Here is a 13,727-nt window from a genome sequence, read left to right on the forward strand (position 1 = left end):
CTGGACCCGGGAGACTGGCGCTACGCCTACTGCGTGCAGGTATGGAACAACTACAAGGGGAGAAACGGCTCGCCGTGACCTCCTCGCTACTGACCGCTGCGGCGTGACCTCCTCAGTACTGACCTCCTCAGTACTGGCCGCTGCGGCGCATGGTGCGTGGGCGTCCGTCGGGATCGCACACGATCCGGTAGAACGGGGCGGCCCAGGCGACGGTCCAGGGCGACATGTGCGAGGTCTCGTACAGCCGTAGCCGTCCAGGCGGGCGCGGGCCGCGGCGGCCCTGCGCGTGCCAGCGTTCGAGGGCGGCGGCCGAGTCGGCGAAGGCGGCGAAGAAGGCGCTCGGATCGAGGAGGTCCGTGTCGGAGGCGTCGGTCACCTCGAGGTGTTCGTGCGCGAGGGTCAGCCGCAGGTCGCGCGGGAAGCGGCGTGCGCCGTCCCCGTGGCCTCCCGGATCCAGGGGCTCCCTGCCGTCGGGCGTTCCGTCGAGCACCGCGCAGGTGAGTTCGGAGTCGTAGGTCCAGGACCGGCGGTTGAAGTTGTCCGAACCGATGGTCGACCACACGTCGTCGATGACGCAGACCTTCGCGTGGACGTAGATCGGGGTGCCCTCCCGGTTCTCGACCCCGTACACCGCGACGCGGTCTCCGCCCGCGCGTTTGAGGATGGAGAGGGCCTGGTCGCGGCCCAGGATCTGGGGAACGCTGTTGAGCGCTCCGTCCTGGTCGGGATGGAGCGGCAGGACATTGATCATCAGCAGGTTCGGGTTGGCCTCCAGCGCGTCGGCGAAGGACTGGGCGACCTGGGGGGACCACAGATACTGGTCCTCGATGTAGATGAGGGCGCGGGCGCGGCGCAGGGCCTTGAGATAGCCGCGGGCGACGCTGCGCTCTCCCTGCGGGGCGAACGGATAACGGGTCCGGCGGTGGGCGTAGGTCCGCAGAAGCTGTACGGAGTGCGGCCCGCGGGCGGGTGGATCGGGGAACTGCGGCGGCAGCGGGTCCGGCAGGGTGTCCTCGTGGCGTATCAGGTCGGCCAGGCGGTGCAGGGGGTTGCGGGTCAGCGGCTGGGGGTCCTCCCATCGCTCCCGGAACACGGCTTCGACGTCGCCGACGGCCGGGCCCTGGATCGCGGCCTGGACGTCGTGCCACGGCGGGCGGGCGCCGTACACCTTGGCCATGGGGGAGGACTGTGGATCACCCTCGTGAGCGGAGTCGTCGCGGCGGCCCCAGCACAGGTCGATCCCGCCGACGAAGGCGATGTCGCGCTCCGGCTCCGCCCGGTGCCGCAGCACCACGAGTTTCTGATGGTGCGAGCCACCGGGCGGGACACGCATGTCACGCAGGCACTCCCCGCCCGCGGCCTCGATGTCCTCTCCGAGATGGCGGTTCTCGGCCTCGCTGAAGCGCAGCCGATCCCAGTGCGAGCGCCACAGAAGCCCCTTCACCACGACCCCGCGCCGCGCGGCGGCCGCGAACACACCGGCGACCTCCGAGCCGGGGCCGTCCAGCCTCTGGCTGGGATCGCCGCGCCAGTCGGTGAACAGCAGCAGGTCTCCGGCGCCCAGTTCTTTGACGCGGGCGAACAACTCGGTGAAGTACGGCGCGCCGTGCGGGATGGGCCGTACCGTGTTGCCGTCCGACCAGGCCAGCCCATCGTCATTCCGGGCATCGATCCCGGACGCCGGATTGCCACGCTCCTTACCGTTAAGAAACCAGTCTTTTGTATTCATTAAGCCCGCTATACCCGATTTTTGTACGACTTCACGTCTCGGGCTTGACGATCACTGTTCGTCCTCGGGGCGGTGGCAGGAGCGCTGCCGCCTCCTGGGCGGGTGGAACCCAGGGGATGGCCGGGGTGATCGACGGCTCCGGCATTTCCGGGATCAGTATCCGACCATGATCGGTCGAAGGGGTTGTTCCGCACTCTCCAACTGGGCTAGAACGGGTCGCATGACAGAGACGCCGGCAGCTGGACGTCCCCTTCCACAGATCGCCGATCGGCGGACCTGGCAGGCGAGGATCGACGAACTCCGGGTCAAGGAGAAGGCTCATACCAGGGCCGGGGACGCACTGGCCGCCGAACGCCGCCGGCTGCCGATGGTCGAAGTCGATCCGCGGACTCCGCTGATCGGAGCCGGCGGTCCGGTGCCGTTGATCGACATTTTCGGTGGCCGGTCCCAATTGATCGCCTACTTCCAGATGTGGCACACCGGTAGGCCCGCGGCGGAGCAGTGCGAGGGCTGCACCTTCTCCATGACCCACATCAACGAGCTGTCCTACCTGCACTCGCGGGACGTCGGCTACGCGACCTTCTGTCAGGGGCCGTACGAGGAGAGCTCGCGTTATCGCGACTTCATGGGCTGGACGATTCCCTGGTATTCGGTGCCGCAGGACGCCGTGGACCGGTTGGTCGCAAACCGGTACTTCGGCATCCTGGTCGCCTATCTCCGGGACGACGACAAGGTTTATGAGACCTACTGGACCACCGGCCGCGGCAACGAGCCGATGGCGCCGTCGTACGGACTGCTGGATCTGACCGTCTACGGCCGGCAGGAGTTCTGGGAGGACTCGCCGGAGGGCTGGCCGCAGCGCTGGGGTTCCAGTGGCGGCCAGTTCCAGCTGGACGGCCGCCCGACCGCCCAGTGGTCACGGATCGAGGCCGGACGCAACGACGACCTCGGCGCCTCGTCCGATGATCATCGCAGGCCGCACTGCCACTGAGCGAGCGTCCAAGAACCCGGCAGGCGCATGGTGACCGGTGACCCGAGTTTCCGGACGCTCATTCAGTGAATCCGCCACTCCACGAGAACCTCTCGATCTTCAGGATGAGCGATGAAGATCCGGAGGCGTCGCCGGTCGGCGCGACACCTGGGCGGGATGGTTCGTGAAACCTTGATGGGAGTTCGACGGACTGTCACGCTGACGCCATGGCAGCATTCGCTGGTAACAAGATCGAGGCGTTCGTCGGGCCGACCGAGCTCGGAGCGGCCGACAACCTCGAAGGTGTGATCGTCGATTTCATCGGCGGGGCCCAGCACTCACTGGACATCGCGGTCCAGGAGCTGGACTCCGAACCGATCGCCCAGGCCATCCTCGACGCTCGCTTCCGCGGGGTGAGCGTCCGCATCGTGCTGGAGCAGGACTACCTGCTCACCGCCAAACTGCCCGTCGTCACCGTGCACGCCGGAGAGGACGAGGTGGCGGCGCGCCGCCGCGTCCAGTGGGGGGCCGAGCCCGGCACCCGCAGTCTGGAGGCCAACCGGCGGATCCTGGCCGCGCTGCTACGGTGCGGCGTCGACGTCAAAGCCGACTACAACCCGGCGATCTTCCACCAGAAGTTCGTCATCCGCGACTACCGTGGGCGCACCTTTCCCACCTCGGCCACTCTGTCCGGGTCGGCGAACTTCACCGACACCGACTGCCACCGCAACCTCAACCACATCGTCGTCTTCCACGACGCCCGCATCTGCAACGAGTACGGCACCGAGTTCGAGCAGATCCGGGCCGGTAGCTTCGGCCGCGGCATCCACGGCAAGGTTCCCGCCGCCTACAACCTCGCGGGGATCCCGGTGAAGGTGCTCTTCGCCCCCGACCACGCCCCCGAGCTTGAGATCATGAAGCAGATGCTCAAGGCCACCCAGCGCGTCGACTTCGCCATCTTCACCTTCTCCGGATCCTCCGGCATCGACGACACGATGATCGCGCTGGCCGAGGCGAAGCGCACCGTCACCGGGGCGATGGATCCCGGTCAGGGCGCCCAGAAGTGGGCCGCCACCCACGACCTGGACCGGGCGCACATCGAGCTCTACTTCCCCAAGCGCAGCTCCGCCTTCGGCAAGCTCCATCACAAGCTCATGGTCATCGACGAGACCGTCGTCGTCGCCGGATCGTTCAACTACACGGCGCCCGCCAACAACTTCAACGACGAGAACATCTTCGTCATCGGCAGCCCCTACCCCGACCTGCCCAAACGTGAAGGCGGCCCCGTCGACCCCGAGGCGTGCGCCGAACTCGCCCGCTTCTTCCGCGCCGAGATCCAGCGCATCGAACAGGCGGGCGAACGATTCATCGGCGAGCCGTAGCCACCGCGTGAGGTGAGAGCGGGCCCGCGCCCGGAGTTCGTGAGGTCAGGGCCCGGGCGCGGGCCGGCCCCTGACATCCGGCTCGTGCGAACCGGGATCTTCCGGTTAGGCCTGGGGCGCGGGGCTCTTCGGGAGCGCGATGGCGGTTATCACCAGGCCGTCGGCCACCAGCCAGCGCCCGGTGAAGCCGGTCAGCTCCCGGCCGTCCACCAGGGGGCCCGGGACGAGGAGGCGGGCGGTGAAGGTGCCCGAGGGGACGAGGGTTATGTGAGCCTCCTCAAAGCCGAGCCAGCGTCTGGTCAGCGGGAACCAGGCCTTGTAGACGCTCTCCTTGGCGCTGAACAGCATCCGATCCCAATGGATCTGACCGCCGAGCCGCGTCAGCGCGTCCCGCTCCTCCTCCAGGGAGACGGCGGTCAGGACGCCGTCGGGAAGCGGCTCATGAGGTTCGGCGTCGATGCCGACGGCGAGGGCCTCCAGGGACACTGCGGCGGCGCGGTATCCGGCGCAGTGGGTGATGGAGCCGACCACCCCGTCGGGCCACTCGGGGGCGCGGCGCTCGCCGGGCAGGATCGGCACCGCGGGCAGCCCGAGCTGGGCCAGGGCCTGGCGGGCGCAGTGCCGCGCGGTGGTGAACTCGCGCCGCCGCCTGTCCACCGCACGCGCGATGGCGGCTTCCTCCTCGGGAAACAGCGTGACGCCGGGCGGATCGTCGAAGGCCTCCGCGCTCGCCACCCAGGGCGGCAGGATCTTCTCGATCATGAGGCGGGCTCCGGTACGGGCAGGATCTGGCGGAGCTGTCCGGGGACGGTCGAACGGGGCCGCCATTCGCGGGGGTAACCCAGGGAGACCTCCTCGAAGCGGACGCCGTCGTACCAGGTGGTCCGGGGGATGTGCAGGTGGCCGTAGACCATGGTGTGCACGTCGAAGCGCAGGTGCCAGTCGGCGGTGCGCTCGGTGCCGCACCAGATCGCGAACTCCGGGTGGTGCAGGATCAGCGTGGGGTCGCGGACCAGCGGATAGTGGTTGACCAGCACCGTGGGAACGCCGGGTGTGCGGGCCTCCAGGCGGCGCTCCGTCTCGGTGATCCTGGCCGCGCACCAGGCGTCCCGGGAGGGGTACGGGTCGGGATGGAGCAGCATCTCGTCGGTGCAGACCACGCCCTTGTCGTAGGCCAGGGCGAGCGCCTCCTCCTTCGTGGCGACGCCGGGCATGCGGAAGGTGTAGTCGTACAGCACGAACAGCGGGGCGACGGTGACCGGCCCGCCGGGGCCGGTCCAGATCGGGTAGGGATCCTCGGGCGTCACCACCCCCAGGTCCCGGCACACCTCGACTAGGTGGCGGTAGCGCTCCTCGCCGCGCAGTTGGACCGGGTCGCTGGGATGGGTCCACAGCTCGTGGTTGCCCGGTGCCCACACCACCTTCTCGAACCGGTCTCCGAGCAGTCGCAGCGCCCATTCGACGTCGGAGACCTTCTCGGAGACGTCTCCGGCCACCAGCAGCCAGTCGGAGTCGGAGGCAGGCCGTAGCTCCTCGACGATGCGGCGGTTCTCCTGGTAGCCGATGTGCAGGTCGCTTATGGCCAGTAATGACGTCATGCGCGGACCGTCCCGGTCGACTCGATGATTCTTCCGGCCCCGGCCGCCCGGCGATCGCCGCCGGCCCACGGGGGGACCGGCTCCCCTGACGCCCCGTCCTCCACGTCCTCCAGCACCGCCGCCTCCGTCCCGCCCGATTCCCTGGGCGTGGTCACGAATCCGTCGCCGAGCAGATGCACCTTCTCATGCCGGTCTCCGGAAGGCATACTCCGCCCCGGTGCCCGGCCCCGCCGCGGGTTCGCTCACACTCACCGGCGCGGACACCCGCCACTTGTGCATCTCGCTGCCCACTGGCCCGTCGAGGCCTGCTTTTCGGTGCGACCTGTTTACCCCGGTCCTCATGACCTTAGAAAACCGTAATCAACTGGTCTCCATGAGTAGCGCCATACCCGTGCGTCTGCCGGAAACGGAGGCGATTCTTGAGCCATGACCACTTTCAAAGACATGCCCATGTGCTGCATCGCGCCACCCGACCTCCTCGACGCGGTCGCCGAGCACGGCAGTCCCGAAGAGCGGGAGGCGGCGCTCAGGACCCGGGACATGGCGGAGACCGGCAGAGCGCAACGAGCCGTGGTCGCCGGCGCGCTGCGACTCAGCCTCACCATCGCGGACGTGGCTCCCGCGCCGGGAAAGGTCCGGACGATCTACGACGCCGAGAACGCCGGCGACTACCACCTTCCGGGGCGGAAGGTGCGAGGGGAGGGTGACTCGCCGTCCGACGACGATGCGGTCAACGAGGCCTACGACGGATCCGGCGCCACCTACGACTTCTACCGGGAGGTCTTCAAGCGAGACAGCATCGACGGGAACGGGCTGGAGATCGTGTCCTCGGTCCACTACGAGACCGACTACGACAACGCCGCCTGGATCGGTTTTCAGATGATCTACGGCGACGGCAGCGGGCAGGTCTTCCTCAAGGGATCTCTCACGAAGGCGATCGACATCATCGCCCACGAGCTGACCCACGGCATCACCCAGTTCACGGCGCAACTGGTCTACCGTAAGCAGCCCGGCGCGCTGAACGAGTCCTTCTCCGACGTCTTCGGCTCCCTGGTGAAGCAGTACAGCCGGGGGGAGACGGCCGAGCAGGCCGACTGGCTGATCGGCGGGGGCATTCTGGGCAGCGCCCTGCAGGGGACGGCCCTGCGCTCGCTGAAGGCGCCGGGGACCGCCTGGTCGACGTCCGGCGGCGGACGGGACAATCAGCCGGCGCACATGGACGACTACGTCAACCTGCCCGACGACGGCAACCCCGCGAACGACCACGGCGGCGTCCACATCAACTCGGGCATCCCCAACCATGCCTTCTACCTCGCGGCCACCGCCATGGGAGGAAACGCCTGGGAGCGCGCCGGCCGGATCTGGTACGTCACGCTCACCGAGCGGCTGGGGCCCCGCTCCGATTTCCTGGAAGCGGCCGCGGCGACCGTGGAGGTGGCCGGAGAACTGTTCGGTGTCGACGGTGACGAACAGAAGAAGGTGCGTGGCGCATGGCAGCAGGTCGGAGTCCTTTAAAAGGCATTCGTCTAGGATTGTCCCTATGAAGGTGACGATTGTTCGCGGTGGTGGTTTCGCCGGTCTTGTCACGATAATTTCGGTGGATTCGGCGTCGTTGACGCCCGAGGACGCCGCGACGCTGCGCGCCAAGGTGGAACAGTCCGGGCTGTTCGGGCCGCCGGGGCGGGAGAGTGGCTCGGACCCGCGGCCCGATCGCTTCGACTACGAGGTGACCGTGGAGGATCAGAACCGTGCCCGCACGGTGCGGGTGAGCGAGCAGGACCTCTCCGGCCCGCTCCGCGCCCTCATCTCATATGTGAGCTCGCTGCCCGGACGGCAGGAGCGGGTCGGCCCGCCCGGCTGATCGCCTGTGCGGCCTCCGTCCTCGCCGATGTCCGGCGCGCAAACGGAGGCCGCGCAGGGGCGTGGAACGGGCGACCGTACCGGTGATGGACGTCCAAGGGTCGGAGCCGGCGATGGAGCGGGCGTCCGGAGGGCCGGGGCCGGCGATGGAGCGGGCGTCTGAGCCGGTCTCGGTGTGTTGATACCGCCGCATACGCCGTTCTCCCGGCCGCGATGACGAGGGAAGCGCCGCCGTCTGCGTTTTGACGCGATTTTTACCCGAGGAAACTCGGCACCATCCTCCCAGTTCTGGTGTAGGAATTCTCTGTCGTGATTACCTCGGTGTGAGAATTCACGAGTATGAACAGGTTGTGCGGGCGGCGGAATTTTTAATGTTCGCTGGTTTTGTCATGCCTTGGCGACAATTGCCTTCATCTGGGAATTGGCGCCGTGCGTGAATTCACACCGGTGGGGGAGATATTCCGATTATACGGAGGTGTGTGTGAAAGGCGTCATTGTCATCGCCGCTGTCGTAGCTCTCGCGGCGGCCGGGTCAACGCCCCCGGCGCAAGCCTGGAAGATGGGCGCCGCACCCGGTGTGGAGACGGAGTACGTCGTCCTCTACAAACAAGGTGTCAGCGCCGCCGACGCCCGGCGGGCCGTGAAATCCGCGGGCGGGACCATCGTCAAGGAGAACGGCGCGGTCGGTGTCGCCACGATCACCACGACGAACGCGGACTTCGCCGGCGCGGTGCGCGACAGTGGCTCGATCGAGGGAGTCGCCCACAATCGTTCCATCAGCGATGTGCCGGCCCCCCGGAGGCGGACCGAGGCGCGCGAGGCCGCTCCGGACGGGGCGGTCGAGAAAGCGGGCGACGGCGCCCCGGCCGGCTCCGTACGGGGCAGGCCGCTGGCCATGCGGGCGGGTAAACCCTCGGGCAAGCCGCTGGGCATGCGAGCCGGCGGATCCCCGGGCAGACCGCTGGGCAAGCCGGCACCCGGCGCCGAGCCGCTGTCGGAGCTGCAGTGGGACATGAAGCAGATCCACGCGACGGTCGCCGGTTCCTACCGGCACCAGCAGGGTGATCCGGGGGTGCTGGTCGGCATCCTCGACACCGGCGTGGACGCGTCCCACCCCGACATCGCCCCGAACTTCAACCACAAATTGAGCCGTAACTTCACCGTCGACATCCCCGTCGACGCCAACGGCAAGGCGCTCGACGGTCCGTGCGAGGCCGAGCCGGACCACTCCTGCAACGACCCGGCGGACGTCGACGAGAGAGATCACGGCACGCACGTGGCGTCGTCGATCGCCTCCCCGATCAACCAGCTCGGCATCGCGGGCGTGGCTCCCAAGGTCTCGATCGTGAGCCTGCGGGTCGGTCAGGACTCCGGTCTCTTCTTCCTGCAGCCGACCGTGGACGCGCTGACCTACGCCGGCGACGTCGGCATCGACGTGGTCAACATGAGCTACTACATCGATCCGTGGTTGTTCAACTGCACCGACAATCCGGCCGACTCTCCCGCCGACCGGCTGGAGCAGGCCACGATCATCAAGGCCACCCAGCGGGCGCTCACCTACGCCCACGACAGAGGCGTGACCCTGATATCGGCCGCGGGCAACGGCTCCACCGACTACACCAAGGAACTCACGGACGCGTCCAGCCCCGACGTGGCCAGCACACCGGGAGAGGCCCCCTACAAGCGCAGGATCACGCCGAGTTGCGTCTCCATGCCGACCGAGGGCAACCACGTGATCTCGATCTCCTCGACCGCCATCAGCGGGCGCAAGGCGTACTACTCCGACTACGGCAACGGCTACGTCGACCTCGCCGCGCCCGGTGGGGACGTCTTCGACACCGAGGCCGGCGCCCGTGACGTCTCTCTGGCGACCCTCGCGGCCTATCCCAAGGCGGTGGCCGAGGCACGCGGCCAGCTCAACCCCGACGGCACGCCCAAGGTCGCCAACGTGGTCCGCGACTGCAGGGGCACCGTCTGCGGCTACTACCAGTATCTCCAGGGCACCTCGATGGCGTCGCCCCGCGCGGCCGGTGTGGCCGCGCTGATCGTCAGCAGGTTCGGCCGTCCCGACCGGGTGCACGGGGGCAAGACGCTCGACCCGGCCGTGGTGGAGGAGCACCTCAGGAACTCCGCGACCAAGATGTCCTGCCCCACCGCGTCCGCTTCCACCTACACCAGGAGGCTCTCGGACGCCACCGTGACCGAGAAGCAGGTCTGCGAGGGCAGCGGGCCCCGCAACGGTTTCTACGGTTCCGGCATCGTCGACGCCCTGAGAGCCGTCCACTGACCCGAATCCGCCCGCCCGGCCCTGTCCTCATGTCGGCCGGGCGGGCAGGGCCGGAGGTCGCCCGGCCGCGCCGAACGGAGGCCTGTCCAGGCCGCCGCCGTTCGCCGTCCGGCGGGGCGTCGCTCCCGGATCAGGACAGTGAGGCGGGCAACCCGAAGGGCACGAAATGGCCGGGACCGATGAATGAGGTGACCTCGGCGATCCGCCCGCCGCGCAGGGTCAGCACGTCGATCGACCAGGCGAGGTGCGGGCCGCTGCCGTCGTGCCGGAGATAGCTGGCCACGGCGGGCTGGCCGTTCGCACCGGTCGGCAGATGACGCCAGTTTCCGCATATGGTCAGCGGGATCCGTACGGCGAAATCGGTGACGGCCTCGATGCCGCGGTACCAGTGCGCCAGCGGCGGCATCGACCAGGTGACGTCCTCGGTGAGCAGCGCGACCAGGGCGTCGGCGTCGCCGCGTTCCAGAGCGGCGGAGTAGCCGGTGACGATCTCCCGCACCCGGGCGTCGTCGATCTGGCGCAGCGTCCGCTGCTGGGTGGCGGGGGGGACCTTCTCCGCGACGACCCTGCGAGCTCGTGCCAGGGCGGAGTTCACCGACGTGGTCGAGGTGTTCATCGTGGTGGCGATCTCGGCGGCGGAGAAGCCGAGGACCTCGAACAGCAGCAGCGCCGCCCGCTGGTTGCCCGGCAGGTGTTGCAGCGCGGCGACAAAGGCGAGCTCGACGGCCTCGCGCTGCTCATAGTGCGCGCCCGGACCGGCCGGGCCGTCACCGAGGCCCGCATCGGGGTAGGGGCCCAGCCAGGCGACGTCGGTCAACGGGGTGTCGCCGATCACGGCGCGGTCGCTGGACGGGCCGAGGTCGACGGGCAGGGCCCGCCTGCCCCGGGTCTCGACGGTGTCCAGGCAGGTACGGGTGGCCACGGTGTAGAGCCACGAGCGCAGCGAGCTGCGGCCCTCGAAGCGCGCGAGCCCCCGCCACGCCCGCAGCAGGGCATCCTGCAGGGCGTCGTCGGCGTCGTGGGTGGAGCCGAGCATCCGGTAGCAGTGGGCGTGCAGCTCCCGGCGCAACGGCTGGACGAGGCGGGTGAACGCGGCGTCGTCTCCGTCGCGTGCCCGGGCCAGGTCGGGGTCCTCGGCGCCCGTCGCGGTCGGGCCGGCGGTCCGCGCGGAAAAAACTTCGCTCACAAACGACGATTCTGCCCCACGGCGGGAGTCTTCCCTTCGACCAAGCACCACAGCGCCGCTCCAGGAGATTTTGATGAACCACACGACGACCGTCACCGCCGGGTCCCTCAAGGTCCCCGACGCCACACTGCACTACGAGGTGCGGGGCCAGGGCCCCCTCGTGGTGCTCGTCGGCGCCCCGATGCACGCCGCGCACTTCGCGCCGCTGGCCGACCTGCTCGCCGCCGACCATACCGTGCTCACCACCGACCCGCGGGGCGTCAACCGCAGTTCCCTCGACGACCCCGACCAGGACTCGACCCCGGAGATGCGCGCTGACGACCTCTCCCGGATCCTGACCCACCTCGGCGCGGGCCCGGCCGCGGTCTTCGGCTCCAGCGGCGGCGCCGTCACCGCGCTGGCGTTCGCCCTCGCCCACCCCGAGCAGGTGCACACCGTGATCGCGCACGAGGCCCCGTTGAACTGCCTGCTCGACGACCGCGAGGAACGCGACGCCGCGGTCGAGGACATCATCGCCACCTACGCCTCCGGCGACGTCCCGGGCGCCTGGGGCAAGTTCTTCGCCAACGCCGACATCACGATGCCCGAGTTCGAGGAGTCCACCGGCGCGCCCCCGGAGGCGCCGGCCGAGCCCGACCCGCAGGAGGCCGCGGACGAGCGCTTCTGGTTCATGCACGAGATGCGCGCGACCACTCTCTGGCAGCCCGACCTCGCCGCCCTGCGCGCCGGGCCGACCCGCATCGTGGTCGGCGTCGGGGACGATTCGGCGGGCGAGTTCTGCGACCGTACGTCGATCGCGCTCGCCGCGGCGCTCGGCACGGAGCCGACGGCCTTCCCCGGCGGCCACATCGCCTTCGCCGACGACCCCGAAGGGTTCGTCCCCCGGCTGCGCGAGGTCCTGCACGGCAACTGAACGGCGACGCCGCGTGCGCGAGCTCCCGTACGGGAGCTGAACGGCGACGCCGCGTGCGCGAGCTCCCGTACGGGAGCTGAACGGCGACGCCGCGTGCGCGAGGTCTTGTACGGGAGCTGAACACGACGCCGCGTGCGCGCGGGGCGGAACGGGGGCGTGGTGCCGCGAGGAGACGCCGTGGCACCGCATCCGCCCATGCCGGGGAGACCACTCTCACCGGCATGGGCGCCGCTCCGGCAGAGTCGGTCGCGTGCGGATGCCGCCGAGGCGCTGTCCCACCCTCGGTCCGGTTGCTGGGCGACCGGGCGGGCGCGGCCCGTCCCGGGTTCGTGGTGAGCGAGCGCACACCGGATTTTGCATGACCGTCATGCGGCCGAAACAGCGGACGGCGACTGTGGAGCGACCCCCCCGATGATCATCGGAAGGGGTGCGTCCGAGAACCCGGGAGCGGCTGCGGTCGGGCCTGCGGTGCCCTTGTCAGCGATGGGAGTTCGACATTTCCACCAACCACTGGAGCTCGGCAAGCCGGAGGAGCCTGCTGGCCGCCGGTCTGGCCGCAACGTTCGCGGCCGGCGTCGCCACCCCCGCACAGGCGTCGCCCGGTGACAAGGGCGGCCGCGGCGGTCCCAAGCCCGCGAAGTGGAACCATCACCTCAAGTCCACCCCGGACAAATTGCACTGGGGCGGCTACCCGATCGGCTGGAAGCCCGGCCTCACGATGAGGTCGGGTGAGACCGTTCGCGTCGACACCCTCTCTCACCAGGGCTTCACCAACCCTGACATCCACCCGCGCGACTACTTCGGTGCCTTCGGAGTCAAGCCGAACGAGATCCTGCCCGACGGGCTGGCGTTCTGGGAGACGCTGCCCGAGCGCCAGGCCACGGGCAAGCGGTACGGCGGGCACATCCTGACCGGCCCGATCTACATCGAGGGCGCCGAGCCGGGCGACACCATCGCGATCGACATCCTCGACATCGACACCCGGGTGCCCTACGGCTTCAACAACACCGCTCCGACCGGCGGTGTCATGGCCACGTTCTACCCCGGTTGGCGCGAGGGCGACGAGGGCCTCGACATACCCGCCGAGATCCCGCCCGGCCTTCCGGCCGGCGTCTGGCCCGACGTCCGCACCCACCTCTACCGGACCGGCGTGTACCGCGGTGAGGAGGTCGTCTTCTTCGCCGACGGCATCATCATTCCGACCCAGAAGTTCATGGGGATCATCGCGGTTGCCTCACCGACGGGCGAGTTCATCGGGAACACCGAGGGCGAGGCGCCGCCGGCCACCGGCGTGCAGAACTCGACGCCTCCGGGCAAGTTCGGCGGCAACATGGACGTCCGCGACCTCAACGTCGGGACGAAGCTCTACCTGCCGGTCTTCCAGCCCGGCGCACAGATCTTCATCGGTGACCCGCACAGCTGCCAGGGCGACGGCGAGGTCAGCGGCACCGCCATCGAGCACTCGCTCGCCGGTACGTTCCGCATCACCCTGATCAAGAACGTGGAAACCGAGCTGCCGTGGGCCGAGACGGACGATCACTGGATCATGATGGGCATCCACTGGGACCTCGACCGCGCCATGCGGATCGCGGTCGCGAAGACCGTCGACTTCCTCGTCACCACCCAGGGCTTGACCGCCCCGAAGGCCTACTCGTTCGCCTCGATCGCGGTGAACTACCACAACGCCGAGGTCGTCGACCGCACCCAGGTCGTGACCGGCTACATCCCGAAGAGCGTCTTCAAGGGCCGCCGCTGATCCGATCCCGGCGTACAGCCGATCTCGGCAACCTGCACGAAACGAC

12 protein-coding genes are annotated in these 13,727 nt (G+C 69.1%); 7 read left to right on the top strand and 5 right to left on the bottom strand.

Annotation, left to right across the window (positions count from 1 at the left end):
- Window positions 1-127: 127 nt before the first annotated feature.
- Window positions 128-1,729, bottom strand: a complete 1,602-nt coding sequence (locus CHC08_RS12175) for a phospholipase D family protein (protein WP_089207340.1) — start codon at window positions 1,727-1,729, stop codon at window positions 128-130.
- A gap of 220 nt (window positions 1,730-1,949) precedes the next feature.
- Here CHC08_RS12175 and CHC08_RS12180 point away from each other — a divergent pair, with 220 nt between their 5' ends.
- Window positions 1,950-2,720 carry a DUF899 family protein gene (locus CHC08_RS12180; protein WP_089207341.1) on the top strand — a complete coding sequence of 257 codons (771 nt, stop codon included), beginning with the start codon at window positions 1,950-1,952 and terminating at the stop codon, window positions 2,718-2,720.
- A 206-nt stretch (window positions 2,721-2,926) separates the two neighbouring features.
- On the top strand, window positions 2,927-4,081 hold the full coding sequence (locus CHC08_RS12185; protein WP_089207342.1) for a phospholipase D-like domain-containing protein: 1,155 nt from the start codon (window positions 2,927-2,929) through the stop codon (window positions 4,079-4,081).
- 105 nt (window positions 4,082-4,186) lie between these two features.
- Here CHC08_RS12185 and CHC08_RS12190 read toward each other — a convergent pair whose 3' ends face one another.
- The 3 genes from CHC08_RS12190 to CHC08_RS12200 are packed head-to-tail and all read right to left on the bottom strand — an operon-like array spanning window position 4,187 to window position 5,885.
- Complete coding sequence (locus tag CHC08_RS12190) at window positions 4,187-4,843, bottom strand: 4'-phosphopantetheinyl transferase family protein (protein ID WP_089207343.1); 657 nt, start codon at window positions 4,841-4,843, stop codon at window positions 4,187-4,189.
- A complete protein-coding gene (locus CHC08_RS12195; RefSeq protein WP_089207344.1) occupies window positions 4,840-5,679 on the bottom strand; it encodes a metallophosphoesterase family protein in 840 nt (279 codons plus the stop codon). Before CHC08_RS12195 ends, CHC08_RS12190 begins: the two co-directional genes overlap by 4 nt.
- Entirely contained in the window at window positions 5,676-5,885 is a 210-nt protein-coding gene (locus tag CHC08_RS12200; RefSeq protein WP_089207345.1) for a hypothetical protein, read from the bottom strand. The genes CHC08_RS12195 and CHC08_RS12200 overlap by 4 nt, the downstream gene beginning before the upstream one ends.
- Window positions 5,886-6,105: 220 nt before the next feature.
- Here CHC08_RS12200 and CHC08_RS12205 point away from each other — a divergent pair, with 220 nt between their 5' ends.
- From CHC08_RS12205 to CHC08_RS12215, 3 genes are all read left to right on the top strand, one after another.
- Entirely contained in the window at window positions 6,106-7,194 is a 1,089-nt protein-coding gene (locus CHC08_RS12205) for a M4 family metallopeptidase (protein ID WP_245878275.1), read from the top strand.
- Between the two features lie 25 nt (window positions 7,195-7,219).
- On the top strand, window positions 7,220-7,540 hold the full coding sequence (locus CHC08_RS12210) for a protealysin inhibitor emfourin (protein WP_143653185.1): 321 nt from the start codon (window positions 7,220-7,222) through the stop codon (window positions 7,538-7,540).
- Window positions 7,541-8,020: 480 nt separating this feature from the next.
- Window positions 8,021-9,826, top strand: coding sequence for a S8 family serine peptidase (locus CHC08_RS12215; protein WP_245878276.1), 1,806 nt, complete (start codon window positions 8,021-8,023; stop codon window positions 9,824-9,826).
- 130 nt (window positions 9,827-9,956) lie between these two features.
- On the opposite strand, the gene CHC08_RS12220 is transcribed toward CHC08_RS12215, so the two are convergent.
- Window positions 9,957-11,012, bottom strand: a complete 1,056-nt coding sequence (locus CHC08_RS12220) for a sigma-70 family RNA polymerase sigma factor (RefSeq protein ID WP_245878277.1) — start codon at window positions 11,010-11,012, stop codon at window positions 9,957-9,959.
- Window positions 11,013-11,085: 73 nt separating this feature from the next.
- Between CHC08_RS12220 and CHC08_RS12225 the strand changes: the two genes are divergently transcribed.
- Window positions 11,086-11,925 (top strand): alpha/beta fold hydrolase, encoded by an 840-nt coding sequence (locus CHC08_RS12225; RefSeq protein WP_089207348.1) that lies wholly within the window; start codon window positions 11,086-11,088, stop codon window positions 11,923-11,925.
- Between the two features lie 427 nt (window positions 11,926-12,352).
- Window positions 12,353-13,681 carry an acetamidase/formamidase family protein gene (locus tag CHC08_RS12230; protein WP_089207349.1) on the top strand — a complete coding sequence of 443 codons (1,329 nt, stop codon included), beginning with the start codon at window positions 12,353-12,355 and terminating at the stop codon, window positions 13,679-13,681.
- Window positions 13,682-13,727 lie beyond the last annotated feature (46 nt).

It is taken from the genome of Streptosporangium subroseum (assembly GCF_900188345.1).
Lineage (GTDB): Bacteria > Actinomycetota > Actinomycetes > Streptosporangiales > Streptosporangiaceae > Streptosporangium > Streptosporangium subroseum.

Coding starts and splice junctions, on each gene's coding strand:
- CHC08_RS12175 (WP_089207340.1), bottom strand. CDS start 1,729: ATGAATACAAAAGACTGGTTTCTTAACGGTAAGGAGCGTGGCAATCCG.
- CHC08_RS12180 (WP_089207341.1), top strand. CDS start 1,950: ATGACAGAGACGCCGGCAGCTGGACGTCCCCTTCCACAGATCGCCGAT.
- CHC08_RS12185 (WP_089207342.1), top strand. CDS start 2,927: ATGGCAGCATTCGCTGGTAACAAGATCGAGGCGTTCGTCGGGCCGACC.
- CHC08_RS12190 (WP_089207343.1), bottom strand. CDS start 4,843: ATGATCGAGAAGATCCTGCCGCCCTGGGTGGCGAGCGCGGAGGCCTTC.
- CHC08_RS12195 (WP_089207344.1), bottom strand. CDS start 5,679: ATGACGTCATTACTGGCCATAAGCGACCTGCACATCGGCTACCAGGAG.
- CHC08_RS12200 (WP_089207345.1), bottom strand. CDS start 5,885: ATGCCTTCCGGAGACCGGCATGAGAAGGTGCATCTGCTCGGCGACGGA.
- CHC08_RS12205 (WP_245878275.1), top strand. CDS start 6,106: ATGACCACTTTCAAAGACATGCCCATGTGCTGCATCGCGCCACCCGAC.
- CHC08_RS12210 (WP_143653185.1), top strand. CDS start 7,220: ATGAAGGTGACGATTGTTCGCGGTGGTGGTTTCGCCGGTCTTGTCACG.
- CHC08_RS12225 (WP_089207348.1), top strand. CDS start 11,086: ATGAACCACACGACGACCGTCACCGCCGGGTCCCTCAAGGTCCCCGAC.